This window comes from Priestia flexa NBRC 15715 (genome assembly GCF_001591565.1).
In the GTDB taxonomy this organism is placed as follows: Bacteria; Bacillota; Bacilli; order Bacillales; family Bacillaceae_H; genus Priestia; species Priestia flexa.
Window position 1 is genome coordinate 26,973 of sequence record NZ_BCVD01000017.1, and the last position, 16,110, is coordinate 43,082.

Consider the following 16,110-nt stretch of genomic DNA (forward strand, 5'->3'; position numbering starts at 1 on the left):
CTTGATCGTGCCTTGTTTTATAACCTTCAAAAGTTTTTTCATACCATAACGACACGCCAGCACGCTGTTTTGTTCAATTGTCAAAAATCCGTAGTTATGAAATTGGCTTAATAAGCTGACAATACATAATAGCCAATCGATGCTTTTCGCTCATCAAGTGTTTATACATAAAACGTTTTAGTATCTATTCCGAAAAATGTATGATAAAATGCAATACAAATCTTTTCATACATGGGAAACTCGGTATGATAAAAGGTCATGCTTTTACTAAGAAGAGGAAGAGCAGTTGGCAAATAACTCGGATTAAGTGAGCTTCCAGCACTTTAGTCATTACTATAAGGGGTGAAAATTATGTTTAAATTTAACGATGAAAAAGGGCAACTAAAATGTTCGTTTTGTGGTAAAACACAAGAACAAGTTCGTAAATTAGTTGCTGGTCCAGGTGTTTACATATGTGATGAATGTATCGAGCTTTGCACTGAGATTGTTGAAGAAGAGCTTGGAACAGAAGAAGAAGTAGAATTTAAAGATGTGCCAAAGCCAAAAGAAATCTGTGAAATTCTAGATGAGTATGTAATTGGCCAAGATGAAGCGAAAAAATCTTTGGCTGTAGCTGTTTATAATCATTATAAACGCATTAACTCAAACAGTAAGATTGATGACGTTGAATTAGCTAAAAGTAACATTTCTTTAATTGGTCCAACAGGTAGTGGTAAAACATTACTTGCTCAAACGTTAGCTCGTATTTTAAATGTGCCGTTTGCTATTGCTGATGCAACGTCGCTAACAGAAGCTGGTTACGTTGGTGAGGATGTTGAGAACATCTTATTGAAGTTAATTCAAGCCGCTGATTATGATGTAGAAAAAGCAGAAAAAGGCATTATCTATATCGATGAAATTGATAAGGTAGCAAGAAAGTCTGAAAACCCATCAATTACGCGTGACGTATCTGGTGAAGGTGTTCAGCAAGCATTGCTTAAAATTCTTGAAGGCACTGTAGCAAGCGTTCCTCCACAAGGTGGACGTAAGCATCCGCATCAAGAATTCATTCAAATTGACACAACAAATATCTTATTCATTTGTGGTGGAGCATTTGATGGTATTGAACCAATTATCAAGCGTCGTTTAGGTAAGAAAGTAATTGGGTTCGGTTCAGAAACAAAACAAGCAGATCTTAACGATAAAGAGTTATTATCAAAAGTTCTGCCAGAAGACTTATTAAAGTTTGGCTTAATTCCTGAGTTTATCGGTCGTCTACCTGTTACGGCTAGTCTTGTACCGTTAGATGAAGGAGCGCTTGTTGAGATTTTAACAAAGCCAAAAAATGCGCTAGTAAAACAATATCAAAAGCTTCTTGAGCTAGATAATGTTGAGCTAGAGTTTGAAGATGAAGCACTTGTTGAAATTGCTCGTAAAGCAATTGAACGTAAAACAGGTGCACGTGGTCTACGTTCAATCATTGAAGGTATTATGCTAGAAGTGATGTATGATTTACCGTCTCGTGAAGACATTGTTAAATGTATTATCACTGGAGAAACGGTTCGTGATCAAGTAGCACCTAAGTTTATTTTAGAAGATGGTTCAACGGTTGAACAAGGAAGTAAAACATCTGCTTAATAAATAAGAAGACAGAGCGTTAGTTTTTAACGTTCTGTCTTTTTTTATTTTATGAAGAATTTTATGCTAAATTTGTTTATTCCACCTGTTGCAAGGAGATAATAACAAATAATTATCTTAACAATTGTTGCAGGAGGTTACTTATGAATTGGACGAATATTGCCTTAATGGTTCAGCTATTCTTTGGTATCATTATTGGCTTGTACTTTTGGAATTTATTGCGCAATCAGCGCACACAAAAAGTATCAATTGATCGGGAATCAAAAAAAGAAATGGATCAATTGCGAAAGATGCGTGCCATTTCACTAACTGAACCATTAGCAGAAAGAGTTAGACCGTCAAGTTTTCATGATATTGTGGGACAAGAAGACGGCATTCGTGCTTTAAAAGCCGCGCTATGTGGCCCAAACCCACAGCACGTTATCGTATATGGACCTCCAGGCGTAGGGAAAACGGCAGCAGCTCGTCTTGTACTAGAAGAAGCAAAAAAAAATCAAAAGTCTCCTTTCAAAAAAGGATCAGTATTTGTAGAACTTGATGCGACGACAGCTCGTTTTGATGAACGAGGGATTGCTGATCCTCTTATCGGATCTGTACATGACCCTATCTATCAAGGAGCGGGGGCTATGGGACAAGCTGGAATTCCTCAGCCAAAGCAAGGTGCTGTAACGGATGCTCACGGAGGAATTTTATTCATTGATGAAATTGGTGAACTACACCCTATTCAAATGAACAAATTACTAAAGGTATTAGAAGACAGAAAAGTATTTATGGAAAGTGCGTATTATAGCGAAGAAAATGCACAAATTCCGACTCATATTCACGATATTTTTCAAAATGGACTCCCTGCTGATTTTCGTTTAATTGGGGCAACAACGAGAACACCGAGTGAAATTCCGCCAGCCATTCGCTCACGCTGTGTTGAAGTGTTTTTTCGCGAGCTTGATCAAGATGAAATCATTAGCGTTGCGAAAAAAGCCGCTCAAAAAGTACAAATGGAAGTAACAGATAAAGGGCTGTCTATGTTGTCTACATATGCTCGCAATGGGCGAGAAACAGTTAATATGATGCAAATTGCAGCTGGATTGGCAATTTCAGAAGATCGTAAAGACATAAAGAATGAAGATATTGAATGGATTATTCATTCAAGTCAGCTAACTCCACGTCACGAGCCGAAGATTCCAGAACAAGAACAAGTAGGATTAATTAATGGATTAGCTGTATATGGACCTAATTCAGGTGCGTTATTAGAAATTGAAGTAAAAGCAATGAAAGCAAAAGAAAAAGGAAATATTACCATTACGGGGATAGTAGAAGAAGAAAACATCAATGGGCAAGGAAAATCCGTACGAAGAAAAAGTATGGCCAGAAGTTCAATTGAAAATGTCATTACTGTGCTGCGCTCCATGGCTGTGCCTGCCGATGAATATGATATTCATGTGAACTTTCCAGGAGGAGTGCCAATTGATGGACCTTCCGCAGGAATTGCGATGGCAACAGGCATTTATTCTGCTATCTATGAAGTGCCGATCAAACATACAGTTGCAATGACTGGAGAGATTGGACTGCATGGAAATGTTAAGCCAATCGGGGGCGTCATTCCTAAAATTAAAGCGGCAAAGCAGGCAGGGGTAACTCATGTAATCGTTCCGAAGGATAATATGAATGGAATGGTGGAACAGATTCGAGGAATTGACATTTTACCAGTGACTCAACTAGCAGATGTTTTAAAATATGCACTCTTACCAATACAAGATCACGTTGCTCACCTATCAAAAGAAGCCGGGGTGCCAAAGCGCGAATTCATGTAATATTAGCGACATTTAGTTGGAAAATTTTTTCATATGAATATCATCTGCCTTTTTCGCGTATAAAATCTTTATACACGCTTTACGAAAAAGGCTTTTTCTATGTGAAAAAGATATTTACTTCGCTTTGCATTGCAAAGACTTCACATGGTACAATTAATAATTACTATTATTAGACATGCCAAGTTAAATAGGATAAAATTGAAGCAGAATTTATCCCTTACATACTATGGAATAAACGGGCATTGGAGGTGTTCATTGAATGACGAAAAATGAAACAATTCGCATTCCACTTTTACCTTTACGTGGGTTGATTGTCTATCCAACTATGGTATTGCATTTAGATGTTGGAAGAGATAAATCCGTGCAGGCTTTAGAAAAAGCAATGATGGACGACCACTTGGTGTGCTTAGTTTCTCAAAAGGAAATGGGCATCGATGAACCAGCGGTTGATGACTTATATAAAATGGGTACTTTAGCAAAGATTAAGCAAATGTTAAAGTTGCCAAATGGCACGATGAGAGTATTAGTTGAAGGATTAAACCGTATTGAAGTCAAGGAAATAATTGAAGAAGAAGATTGCTTCCTGGCTGATGTAATGAAATACAATGAAGAACATGAAACAGATGTGGAAGACAAAGCGCTAATGCGCACGCTTTTAGATTACTTTGAACAATACATAAAGCTATCTAAAAAGGTATCCGTTGAGACGTTTTCAACCGTAACAGACATTGAGGAACCGGGACGGTTAGCCGATATTATTGCTTCGCATTTGCCGATTAAAATTCAATTGAAGCAAGAAGTTCTTGAAACTGAAGATGTAAAAGAGCGCTTGAACATGCTCATTTCTTACATTCAAGATGAACAAGAAGTGCTACAACTTGAAAAGAAAATTGGACAACGTGTGAAAAAGTCGATGGAGCGTACTCAAAAAGAATACTATCTTCGTGAGCAAATGAAGGCTATTCAAAAAGAGCTAGGCGATAAAGAGGGTAAAGGCGGAGAAGTTGCTACACTTCGAGAAAAGATTGAAGAAAGTGGTATGCCTGAGCGCGTGATGATGACTGCGTTAAAAGAACTAGATCGCTATGAAAAAATTCCCGCTACTTCTGCAGAAAGCTCGGTTATTCGTAACTATATCGATTGGCTACTTGCTTTGCCATGGACAAAGGAAACTGAAGATCGTTTAGATATTCACCGCGCAGATAAAATTCTAAATGAAGAGCACTACGGTCTTGAAAAAGTAAAAGAACGTGTGCTTGAATACTTAGCTGTTCAGAAATTAACGAACTCATTAAAGGGACCAATTCTTTGTTTAGCTGGACCTCCAGGAGTAGGTAAAACGTCTCTAGCACGTTCTATTGCGACGGCGTTAAATCGGAATTTTGTCCGTGTATCGCTCGGTGGCGTGCGTGATGAATCTGAAATTCGAGGCCATCGCCGTACGTATGTAGGCGCGATGCCTGGACGTATTATTCAAGGAATGAAAAAAGCTGGTACAGTCAACCCTGTCTTTTTATTAGATGAGATTGATAAAATGTCTAATGACTTCCGTGGAGACCCATCTTCTGCTATGCTTGAAGTCTTGGATCCGGAGCAAAACCATAATTTTAGCGATCACTATATTGAAGAAACGTATGACTTATCAAAAGTGATGTTTGTAGCTACTGCTAATAATTTAGCGACGATTCCAGGACCTTTACGCGACAGAATGGAAATCATTAATATTGCTGGCTATACAGAACTTGAAAAACTTGAAATTGCTAAGCGTCATTTAGCAGTGAGACAGTTAGAAAACCATGGTCTGAAAAAAGCTGACCTTCAAATTCGAGAAGATGCTCTAGTAGCAATCATTCGTCTTTATACGAGAGAAGCGGGCGTTCGTAACCTCGAGCGTGAAATTGCATCTATTTGTCGTAAAGCTGCTCGCATTATCGTATCTGGAGATAAAAAGCGCGTAGTCGTAACTGAAAAGAACTTAGAAGAATTTTTAGGAAAAGCAAGGTTTCGCTATGGGCAAGCTGAATCTGAAAACCAAGTTGGTGTTGCAACAGGGTTAGCTTACACAACTGTGGGAGGAGATACGCTTGCAATTGAAGTTAGTCTATCTCCTGGAAAAGGTCGCCTTGTACTAACAGGGAAACTTGGTGATGTGATGAAAGAGTCTGCTCAAGCAGCTTTTAGTTACATTCGTTCAAAAGCGGAAGAGCTAGGAATTGATGAAAAGTTCCATGAGAAATATGACATTCATATTCATGTGCCAGAAGGAGCAGTACCAAAAGATGGACCTTCGGCAGGAATTACAATTGCAACAGCTTTAACTTCAGCTTTAACAGGTAGACCGGTAAGAAGAGAGGTAGGAATGACGGGTGAGATTACGCTTAGAGGTCGCGTCTTACCAATCGGTGGATTAAAAGAAAAATCATTAAGTGCACATCGTGCTGGACTTACAAAAATCTTAATCCCTCAAGACAACGAGCGTGATATTGAAGATATTCCAGATAGTGTACAAGAACAGTTGGACATCGTACTTGTATCTCATTTAGATCAAGTATTGGAACATGCATTAGTAGGAGAGGTAAAATGAAAGTAACCCAAGCGGAAATTGTTATCAGCGCAGTAAAGCCTGATCAATATCCAAAAGAAAACTTGCCAGAATTTGCTTTGGCTGGTCGATCAAATGTAGGAAAATCATCATTTATTAATAAAATGCTTAACCGTAAAAACTTAGCACGTACATCGTCAAAGCCTGGAAAAACACAAACGTTAAATTTTTATTTAATCAATGAAATGATGCATTTTGTTGATGTTCCAGGCTACGGGTTTGCTAAAGTGTCTAAGACAGAGCGTGAAGCATGGGGCAAGATGATTGAAACATATTTAACGGATCGCGATCAGCTAAAAGCGGTGTTATTAATTATTGATTTACGTCACGCGCCGTCTAAAGATGATGTCATGATGTACAATTTCTTAAAGCATTACGAAATTCCTGTAATGGTTATTGCCACAAAAGCGGATAAAATTCCGAAAGGTAAATGGCAAAAGCACTTAAAAGTTGTACGTGATACGTTAGAGCTAGAAGCCGAAGATGAACTCATTCTATTTTCATCTGAAACTGGTCAAGGAAAAGATCAGTCGTGGAGATCACTTCAATACCGCATGAATAATTAACAAAAAAAGGTTGAAACGAAAAGCGCTCGCTTTTCGTTTCAACCTTTTTTACATATATTACTTACGTTTGAAAAATAATAAATATAAGCCAATGAGTAGGAATAGAATAGGCCAAAAGGTAGCTAGGTAATTCACACCGTTTTCAACCGCTGGGGCAAACTGATTTAAATTATTTGAAAACATCATAAACAGCGCAATGAGTAATAAAAGAATACCTTGAAATAGGCCGGTTTTACTCTTTTTCGCACTCAGTAAAAAGCTCAGTGCAATCATTAAAATGACCATGCTAGTATGTTGAGGCCAGAACGGCAGCCAGTCACTTACATAAAAATGACCGCCTAATGTAATTAATATGTAGCTTGCTAGTACGTTAGAATAGTCTTGCGAAATGCGACATTGTGCCCCAAGCGCAACTCCGACTAAAACGAGCAGGAGAGGCCAGGTGTATAAGTGTTCTGCGATTTTTAAGTTAAGCTCGTCTACTAGAAAAAAGATTCCAAATCCAACTAATAAAACTCCGAAAAAAATTGACTGTTTCTTCATCGTAACCTCCTGGTGTGATTAAACAGGAAAAGTGATAAATCACTGCTTTTTTGATACAATTTGTTATGGATAATCGTTAATATCTTAACACATGTTTTCAAAGACTGTTCACATTTTTTTTAAGAACGAGTAGGGAAACATGTTATAATAGAGATAGATAAAAGGACAGTAATTTAATTTTTTATTGAAGGGGGTATGTACAAGTGCATATTATAGCAGTCGGCTTAAATTATCGAACAGCCCCTGTTGAAATAAGGGAAAAGCTTAGCTTTAAAGAACAAGAGTTAGGCTCTGCAATGAAAGCTTTAAGTAGTCAAAAGAGTATCTTAGAAAACATTATTGTGTCAACATGTAATCGTACGGAGATCTATGCAGTAGTGGATCAGTTACACACAGGGCGTTACTATGTAAAAGCCTTTTTGGCAGAGTGGTTTGAACTAGATAAAGACGAGTTTTCACCTTTTTTAACAATTGCTGAAAACGATGGTGCTATTGAGCATTTGTATCGAGTAAGCTGTGGGTTAGACTCAATGGTTGTAGGTGAAACACAGATTCTTGGACAGGTACGTTCAAGCTTTTTACTTGCTCAACAAAATCAAACAATTGGAACGGTATTTAATCAATTGTTTAAGCAAGCTATTACACTAGCCAAGCGTGCGCACAGCGAGACAGAGATTGGAGCCAATGCTGTTTCAGTGAGTTACGCTGCGGTTGAGTTAGCGAAAAAAATTTTTGGTGATCTGTCATCGAAGCATGTGCTTATTCTAGGTGCAGGTAAAATGGGCGAGCTTGCTTTGCAGAACTTATACGGCAGCGGTGCTCAAAAAGTAACGGTTGTAAATCGTACATTCGAAAAAGCAGAAGAACTTGCTAAGCGCTTTTCTGGTCAAGCGAAACAGCTAAACGAACTTCAATGTGCGTTAATTGAAGCTGATATTTTAATTAGCTCTACGGGAGCTAGTACGTTTGTCGTATCAAAAGATATGATGAAGCAAGTAGAGCGCATGCGCAAAGGACGACCTCTTTTTATGGTTGATATCGCGGTTCCGCGTGATTTGGATCCTGCACTTGCAGAGCTTGATAGCGTCTTTTTATATGATATTGATGACTTACAAGGGATTGTGGATGCGAATTTACAAGAACGCAAAAAGGCTGCTGAAACAATCGAGTTAATGATTGAAGCTGAAATTGTTGATTTTAAAATGTGGCTAGGTCGTCTTGGGGTTGTGCCTGTTATTTCAGCTCTTCGTGAGAAAGCACTAACTATTCAGGCTGATACGATGGCTAGTATTAATCGCAAGCTTCCGAATTTGTCTGAGCGTGAACGAAAAGTGCTGAACAAACATACGAAAAGCATCATAAATCAACTGCTGCGAGATCCGATTTTACATGCAAAAGAACTGGCTGGAGAGCAGCATGCTGAAGAGTCGTTAGAATTGTTCATGAAGATTTTTAATATTGAACAAGAAGTGGAAGCTCAAAAGCAAAAAGAATCTCATCATGAGCTACCCGTAACTCCTCAACAAGTAGCTTACCAGTCGTAAGTGAGGCTTTGATATGGTTGATATCTCATTGACCAGAATTTATGAATTAATTGTAATTTTATACGCGGTCAGTGTTTTGCTTTATTTCATTGACTTTGTACAGCATAACCGGAAGGCAAATAAAGTAGCCTTCTGGTTACTTTCTATTGTGTGGTTTTTACAAACAATCTTTTTGTTTTTACGAATGTGGGAAACCAGTAGAGTCCCAATCTTAACAATTTCAGAGGGCCTGTACTTCTATGCGTGGGTGCTCATTACGCTATCGTTAGTCATCAATCGTTTATTTAGAGTTGATTTTGTCGTGTTCTTTACGAATGCGATTGGCTTTTTAATCATGGCGATTCATACGTTTGCACCAATGGAAACACAAACGTCGGTTGAAGCAGAACGATTGGTATCAGAACTTTTAATTTTTCACATCACAATGGCTATTTTATCTTATGGAGCTTTTTCCATTTCTTTTGTTTTCTCAGCTTTGTACCTTGTACAGTATGATTTGCTGAAAAAGAAAAAATGGAACAAGCGACTGATGCGCATTGAGGATTTAACGAAGCTGGATTATCTGTCTTACGTACTGATCTTAATTGGTGTACCTCTATTGTTGCTTTCCTTGATGCTTGGGTTAATATGGGCGTATATTAAAGTAGTCGATTTTCACTGGTATGATACAAAGGTATTAGGTTCGTTCTTTATGCTCCTTGCATATAGCGCTTACTTGTATGTGCGTTTGAGAAGAGGAATTCAAGGTCGGGCAATAGCTATTTGGAACATCGCATTATTTTTAATTTTATTGATTAACTTTTTCTTATTTGGAAGTTTGTCAAACTTTCATTTTTGGGAGTCGTAAAACTAGGAGGACAACATGCGGAAAATTATTGTCGGCTCACGCCGAAGCAAGCTAGCATTAACACAGACAAAATGGGTTATCGAACAGTTGAAACAACAAGGTCTTCCTTTTGAGTTTGAGATTAAAGAAATTGTCACAAAAGGAGATAAAATCTTAGATGTAACGCTTTCTAAGGTAGGCGGAAAAGGCTTATTTGTAAAAGAAATTGAACAAGCAATATTGTCAAAAGAAATTGATATGGCCGTTCACAGCATGAAGGATATGCCGGCTGTTTTACCTGAAGGGTTAACAATTGGATGCATTCCGCTGCGTGAAGACCACAGAGATGTGCTCATTTCAAAGACCGGAAAAACGTTTGAAGAGCTACCAAGTGGAGCTGTCATTGGAACGAGTAGCCTCCGACGTGGTGCACAGCTTCTTGCAAAGCGTTCAGACATTGAAATTAAATGGATTCGAGGCAATATCGATACACGTTTAAACAAACTACAAACAGAAGAATATGACGCAATAATTCTAGCTGCAGCTGGTCTATCACGAATGGGTTGGTCTAAAGACACTGTGACGCAGTATTTAAACCCTAGCTTAAGTGTTCCAGCGGTTGGTCAAGGAGCTTTAGCGATTGAATGTCGTTCAGATGACAAGGAGCTACTTGAACTTCTACATATGCTAAACGATGAGGACACAAGCTTAGCAGTTCAAGCAGAGCGCGTGTTTCTAAAGCGCATGGAAGGCGGCTGTCAAGTTCCGATTGCAGGCTATGCTCACGTAGTAGAGAATAGGCATGTACAATTAACAGCGCTTGTTGCTTCTCCAGATGGTCAACAAATTTATCAAGAAACGCTTGCTGGTGCAAACCCCGTAGAAATTGGAGAGGAAGCTGCACGTCGTTTAACTGCCAACGGAGCTAAAGAATTAATTGATCGTGTAAAAGAGGAGCTGGACAGTTAATGAGTCAACAGGCTCCTCTTTTTTTAAAACGAGTGTTGATTACGCGCCAAGCGGAGCAAGCCAAAAGCTTTACTGCTGCAATACAAGCTGTAGGTGGTATTCCTTTAACGGTGCCTGTTTTATCTTTTGTACCAGCAGCTAATCGTACGTACATACAGAGAGTACTTGAACAGCTTCATACATATCAGTGGATTATCTTTACAAGTCAAAATGGAGTCGAGTTTTTCTTTCAGTGGCTTAATCTATTAAATATAAACAGTGGTTTAGCTAAATCCTGTAAGATCGCTGTTGTTGGAAAAAAAACAGGTGAAGCACTCAAAAAACGTGGGATAAAGCCAGACGTAACTCCTGAAGAGTACATAGCAGAGTCACTGCTAGAAGCACTCATGAAGGAGGCTAAACCTCATGAAAAAGTGCTTGTTGTTAGAGGGAATCTAGCACGTCCTATTCTTTTACAAGGACTTGATGAAAAAGGGTATAGCGTGACGGACCTGGTGATGTATGAAACGGTTCAAAATAAAGCATCCAGGACTGAGCTTCAGCACGCGGTTGAGAAAGCGGATATCATTACGTTTACAAGCTCATCTACCGTTAACTTCTTTGTTGATATGATGGATTCAAAACAAGATTGGCTATCGGTTATAAACGAAAAAGTGGTCGTGTGTATAGGACCTATTACCGCTCAAACTGCTGCCAAATATGAAATTGAGCACATCGTTCCAGAAGAGTATACAATTAATGGTATGATAGAGAAAATGGTAGATTATTTTAAAGGTAACAATTAAGGAGGATTTTCTCATGACATTATTACAATTCAATCGTCATCGTCGTCTAAGACGTTCAGATAGCATGCGTGCACTTGTTCGCGAAACGCACTTACAGCCGGAAGACTTTATTTATCCAATCTTTGTAATTGAAGGAAAAAATAAGCGCAATGCAGTTCAATCCATGCCAGGCGTAGATCAAGTATCGCTTGATTTATTAAGTAGAGAAATGCAGGAGCTTGTCGATTTGGGAATTCAGTCCGTTATTGTTTTTGGCGTGCCAGCTGAAAAAGATGCTGTTGGTTCGCAAGCTTATCATGATCATGGAATCGTTCAAAAAGCAATTCGTCAAATTAAAGAAGAGTTCCCTGAACTTGTCGTTATTGCAGACACTTGCTTATGTCAATATACCGATCATGGACATTGTGGCATTATTGAAGAAGGAAAAATCTTAAATGACCCAACGCTTGATTTGCTAGCAAGAACAGCGGTTAGTCAAGCAAGAGCTGGCGCTGATATCATTGCACCTTCTAACATGATGGATGGGTTCGTAGCGGCTATTCGTCATGGTTTAGACGAAGCAGGTTTCGAAGATATTCCTATTATGTCTTACGCTGTAAAATATGCGTCAGCTTTCTACGGTCCTTTCCGTGATGCAGCACATTCTTCTCCGCAATTTGGAGATCGTAAAACGTACCAAATGGACCCAGCCAATCGCTTAGAAGCTCTTCGTGAAGCGGAGTCTGACGTAGCCGAAGGTGCAGACTTCTTAATTGTAAAACCAGCGCTTTCTTACTTAGATATTATGCGTGATGTAAAAAATAACTTTAACCTACCTGTCGTGGCTTATAACGTAAGTGGAGAATACTCCATGATTAAAGCAGCTGCACAAAATGGATGGGTAAATGAAAAAGAGATTGTGCTAGAAAAGCTTACAAGTATGAAGCGTGCTGGAGCAGATTTAATCATTACGTATCATGCGAAAGATGCTGTTCGCTGGCTAAAAGATAACTAAAAGGAGTGTTTGTTCGATGAGAAGTTATGAAAAATCAAAAGCAGCCTTTCTTCAAGCAAAGCAACTAATGCCGGGCGGAGTAAATAGCCCAGTTCGTGCTTTTAAATCTGTAGATATGGATCCTATCTTTATGGAACGTGGAAAAGGAGCGAAAATCTACGATATTGATGGAAATGAATATGTAGATTACGTCCTATCTTGGGGGCCATTAATTCATGGTCACTCAAATGATCGTGTGGTAGAAGCAATTAAGAAAGTAACTGAGTCTGGAACAAGCTTTGGTGCTCCAACTTTAATTGAGAACGAATTAGCTAAAGTAGTAATCTCACGTGTACCTTCAATTGAAATTGTTCGTATGGTGAGTTCTGGAACGGAAGCAACGATGAGTGCTCTTCGCTTAGCTCGTGGCTATACGAATCGAAATAAAATCTTAAAATTTGAAGGATGCTATCACGGGCACGGCGATTCATTGTTAATTAAAGCTGGTTCGGGTGTTGCAACACTTGGTTTACCAGATAGCCCTGGTGTACCAGAAGGAATTGCTAAAAATACGATTACGGTTCCTTATAATGATTTAAAAAGCGTAAAGTATGCGTTTGAGCAGTTTGGTGAAGATATTGCGGGTGTTATTGTTGAGCCAGTAGCTGGTAATATGGGAGTAGTACCACCTCAGCTTGGATTTTTAGAAGGGCTTCGTGAAATTACATCTGACTATGGCTCACTGTTAATTTTTGATGAAGTGATGACAGGCTTCCGAGTAGCGTATAACTGTGCGCAAGGTTACTATAACGTAACGCCTGATTTAACTTGCTTAGGAAAAGTAATTGGTGGTGGCCTTCCGGTTGGTGCTTACGGTGGTAAAGCGGAGATTATGGAGCGAGTAGCACCGAGTGGTCCAATTTACCAAGCGGGTACGCTTTCTGGAAACCCACTTGCCATGACGGCAGGTTATGAGACGCTAACGCAGTTAACGCCACAGTCGTATGATGAATTTTCTAGAAAAGCAGATCGCCTTGAAGAAGGTCTAAAAGCAGCCGCGGCAAAATATGAAGTGCCTCATACAATTAATCGAGCTGGCTCTATGATTGGCTTGTTCTTCACAAACGAAGACGTAATTAACTATGAGACAGCGAAAACATCAAATCTTGAATACTTTAGCAAGTACTATCGTGAAATGGCGAATGAAGGAGTCTTTTTACCACCTTCTCAATTTGAAGGTATGTTTTTATCGACTTCTCATACGGATGCAGATATTGAATTTACAATCCAAGCTGCTGAAAAAGCCTTTGCTAAACTTCGTTCATAATCCAAAGAGCTTACGTGATAAACGTAAGCTTTTTTGCTTTTAAAGACATATTTTATTTTTCACTTTCATACATCTTTAATGACAACGCTATTTTGTAAGGTGTTGGAAGGGGGAGAGCAATTTGTCGCAGGATAATTTATCGGGTCTGCGTTTTTCAGTAGAAGAATCAGTATGGTTTCAAAAGGGACAGGAAGTGTCTCAGCTTTTATCAATCTCCTTAGAGCCTCAGGTCGCAATCCAAGAATATGATCAATATGTCTCCATTCGTGGAGCTTTATTGCTAACAGGTGAATATGAAACGTTAGAAGAGGAAGCACACTCTTTGCGCGAATATACAAACGAAAAGCACGTTGAATCAGTGCTTGTTAGAGAAGATGGTACAGCTGAACTATCACATGCCTTCCCTGTTGACATTACGATTCCTAAAAATCGTATTCAGAATATGGAAGATGTTTATGTATCAATTGATTTATTTGATTATGAGTTACCGGAATCGGATTGCCTACAGCTAATGGCGGATTTATCGATTACGGGTCTTTACGGTGAACAGCAAAGTCACGTAAGAGAAGAGGAAAAAGGTTGGGCAGAAATTGAAGAACCAGAAGCAGAATATGAAGAAGAGCTTGAAGCTTCCTACCGCAACACTGCTGTTGAAGAAGTAGAAGAAGAAAAAGAACTTGAAGTTCCTTACCGTAATACTTCTATTGAAGAAGAAGCAAAACATGAAGAAGAGCTTGAAGCTTCTTACCGCAACACTGCTGTTGAAGAAGTAGAAGAAAAAGAACTTGAAGTTCCTTACCGTAATACTTCTGTTGAAGAAGAAGCAAAACATGAAGAAGAGCTTGAAGCTTCTTATCGTAACGCTTCTGTTGAGGAAGAAGTGGACGTAAAGGAAGTTGAAAAAGAAGCTGAGGTGCAGAACTATTTTTCGTCCGTTTTCCGTAAAGAAGAACCAAAAGAAACGTTAGTAAAGTACGAAGAAGATGTGTATGAACCGTTTGAAGTAGAAGTGAAAAAAGAAGAAGCGGAAGAAGAACGCGAAGATAATGTAATTGAGCTGTTTCAAGCACGTGAAGATGCGTCCAGTTGGGGCGAAGAAGAAACGGAGATAGCACATTATGAAGAAAAAGAGCAGGAAGAAAATGAAATTGTAGTAGAGTTTCGAAAGGAAGAGGAATCGGCTTCAAACCGTGCGGAAAATGCGCTGTATTTAACAAAGCTATTTTCTCGTGAGGAAGAGAAACAAGCGACATGGCGCTTATGCATTGTCCAAAGTGGAGACTCGCTTGATACGATTGCTGAACGCTATGATACAAACGTACAGAGTCTTTTAAGAGTAAATGATTTAGAAGACGAGCAAGAGTTAGAAGAAGGAAGCATCCTAAACATTCCTATTAACTAAAATAGCAATAGAAAACAGTTTTGACTTCTGCTACGTCTTAACTGTTTTCTTTGTGTATAAATGAATGTTCAATGCATAGAAAGTAACAAGGAGGTGTGAGTATGAACTATCAGGAACCTGTTAATTATCATGAACTCCTAAAGCAGTATCAGCTTGAAATTGATTTTATCGAAGACTACGGGAAGGTAAAGAAAGTCTATACCAAAAGCGGAGTCTATGCCTTAAAAGAAGTAGAGGAAGCTGAAATTAGAAGTCATGATTTTATTAGAAGTCTTCAAAATCTTCAGCATAAAGGATGGATGGGGTTTGTCCCTATTTATCAATCCAGGCAAGGTTCGCCTGTGGTAACCCACCAAAACAAAGGTTATTATTTGATGCCTTGGCTTCCTAATACACCTTCTGACGAACGGGATGTAAGATATCATAAATTATTTCAAGAGTTAGCAAAGCTTCATGGTACTTCTTCAAAAGAAGTTGAAGTTAAAAAGAAAGATATTGAAACGCACTATACGGGATTAAAAACAACGTGGGAAGACCGTCAAAAAGAGCTTGAAGAGTATGTAATGGAATGTGAAAAAAAGGTGTATATGTCCCCTTTTGAACTTCATTTTTGTACCGTGTATTATGAAATGATGCGGGCTATGGAATTTGGGTTTAGTCGGTTAGATGAATGGAACACCGAAATGGAAGAAAAAGAAAAAATACGACTTGTGACGATTCATGGAAAGCTGTCGGCAAAGCATTTTTTATACGATGAACGCGGGAATGGCTTTTTTATTAATTTAGAGCAAGCGCGTGAGGCTTCACCGATTCATGATCTTGTCTCATTTTATTTGCGAACGCTACGCACATATCCATTAACGAGCTTAGATAGCTATGAATGGTTCGCAACATACGAGAAGCATTTTGCACTGAGAGAAGAGGAACGTTTACTTTTGCATTCATATCTTGCTTTTCCAGAACCTTTATATCAGTGCATCATGCAGTATCGTCACCAGCGGTATAAAACTGAGCTTGAACATATGCAATCGTTGATTCGAGCATACTGGCTAACAAAAAATATTGAACAGGTCAATATTAAAATCTTTGAAGTAGATCAACAGAAAAAAATAGCAGCAGAAGCGGCTGCTAATGAGACTGAGACA

At 38.8% G+C, this 16,110-nt stretch carries 13 protein-coding genes; 12 read left to right on the forward strand and 1 reads right to left on the reverse strand.

Annotation, left to right across the window (positions count from 1 at the left end):
* Positions 1-351 precede the first annotated feature (351 nt).
* From clpX to yihA, 4 genes are all read left to right on the forward strand, one after another.
* Positions 352-1,617: an ATP-dependent protease ATP-binding subunit ClpX gene (gene clpX / locus BFL01S_RS04805; RefSeq protein ID WP_025908562.1), complete on the forward strand. Its 1,266-nt coding sequence runs from the start codon at positions 352-354 to the stop codon at positions 1,615-1,617.
* Between the two features lie 143 nt (positions 1,618-1,760).
* Entirely contained in the window at positions 1,761-3,428 is a 1,668-nt protein-coding gene (gene lonB, locus BFL01S_RS04810; protein WP_025908561.1) for an ATP-dependent protease LonB, read from the forward strand.
* A gap of 259 nt (positions 3,429-3,687) precedes the next feature.
* Positions 3,688-6,012: an endopeptidase La gene (gene lon, locus BFL01S_RS04815; protein ID WP_061785020.1), complete on the forward strand. Its 2,325-nt coding sequence runs from the start codon at positions 3,688-3,690 to the stop codon at positions 6,010-6,012.
* Positions 6,009-6,596: a ribosome biogenesis GTP-binding protein YihA/YsxC gene (gene yihA, locus BFL01S_RS04820; RefSeq protein ID WP_025908559.1), complete on the forward strand. Its 588-nt coding sequence runs from the start codon at positions 6,009-6,011 to the stop codon at positions 6,594-6,596. Before lon ends, yihA begins: the two co-directional genes overlap by 4 nt.
* A 57-nt stretch (positions 6,597-6,653) precedes the next feature.
* Here yihA and BFL01S_RS04825 read toward each other — a convergent pair whose 3' ends face one another.
* Positions 6,654-7,139, reverse strand: coding sequence for a LiaF transmembrane domain-containing protein (locus tag BFL01S_RS04825; RefSeq protein ID WP_025908558.1), 486 nt, complete (start codon positions 7,137-7,139; stop codon positions 6,654-6,656).
* Positions 7,140-7,342: 203 nt separating this feature from the next.
* On the opposite strand from BFL01S_RS04825, the gene hemA reads away from it, so the two are divergent.
* The 8 genes from hemA to ysxE all read left to right on the forward strand — a co-directional run.
* Positions 7,343-8,683, forward strand: a complete 1,341-nt coding sequence (hemA, locus tag BFL01S_RS04830; protein ID WP_025908557.1) for a glutamyl-tRNA reductase — start codon at positions 7,343-7,345, stop codon at positions 8,681-8,683.
* Between the two features lie 13 nt (positions 8,684-8,696).
* Positions 8,697-9,530 (forward strand): cytochrome C assembly family protein, encoded by an 834-nt coding sequence (locus BFL01S_RS04835; RefSeq protein ID WP_025908556.1) that lies wholly within the window; start codon positions 8,697-8,699, stop codon positions 9,528-9,530.
* Positions 9,531-9,545: 15 nt separating this feature from the next.
* Entirely contained in the window at positions 9,546-10,478 is a 933-nt protein-coding gene (hemC, locus tag BFL01S_RS04840) for a hydroxymethylbilane synthase (protein ID WP_025908555.1), read from the forward strand.
* Positions 10,478-11,263: a uroporphyrinogen-III synthase gene (locus tag BFL01S_RS04845; protein WP_061785021.1), complete on the forward strand. Its 786-nt coding sequence runs from the start codon at positions 10,478-10,480 to the stop codon at positions 11,261-11,263. Before hemC ends, BFL01S_RS04845 begins: the two co-directional genes overlap by 1 nt.
* Before the next feature lie 13 nt (positions 11,264-11,276).
* Positions 11,277-12,257, forward strand: a complete 981-nt coding sequence (gene hemB / locus BFL01S_RS04850; RefSeq protein ID WP_061785022.1) for a porphobilinogen synthase — start codon at positions 11,277-11,279, stop codon at positions 12,255-12,257.
* Positions 12,258-12,273: 16 nt separating this feature from the next.
* On the forward strand, positions 12,274-13,563 hold the full coding sequence (gene hemL / locus BFL01S_RS04855; protein WP_061785023.1) for a glutamate-1-semialdehyde 2,1-aminomutase: 1,290 nt from the start codon (positions 12,274-12,276) through the stop codon (positions 13,561-13,563).
* 121 nt (positions 13,564-13,684) lie between these two features.
* The gene (gene spoVID / locus BFL01S_RS04860; RefSeq protein ID WP_061785024.1) at positions 13,685-14,965 is read left to right on the forward strand and encodes a stage VI sporulation protein D; all 1,281 of its coding nucleotides are present in this window, start codon (positions 13,685-13,687) and stop codon (positions 14,963-14,965) included.
* Positions 14,966-15,066: 101 nt separating this feature from the next.
* Positions 15,067-16,110 (forward strand): spore coat protein YsxE (ysxE, locus tag BFL01S_RS04865; protein ID WP_078989223.1); only part of this gene is annotated, 1,044 nt, incomplete at its 3' end.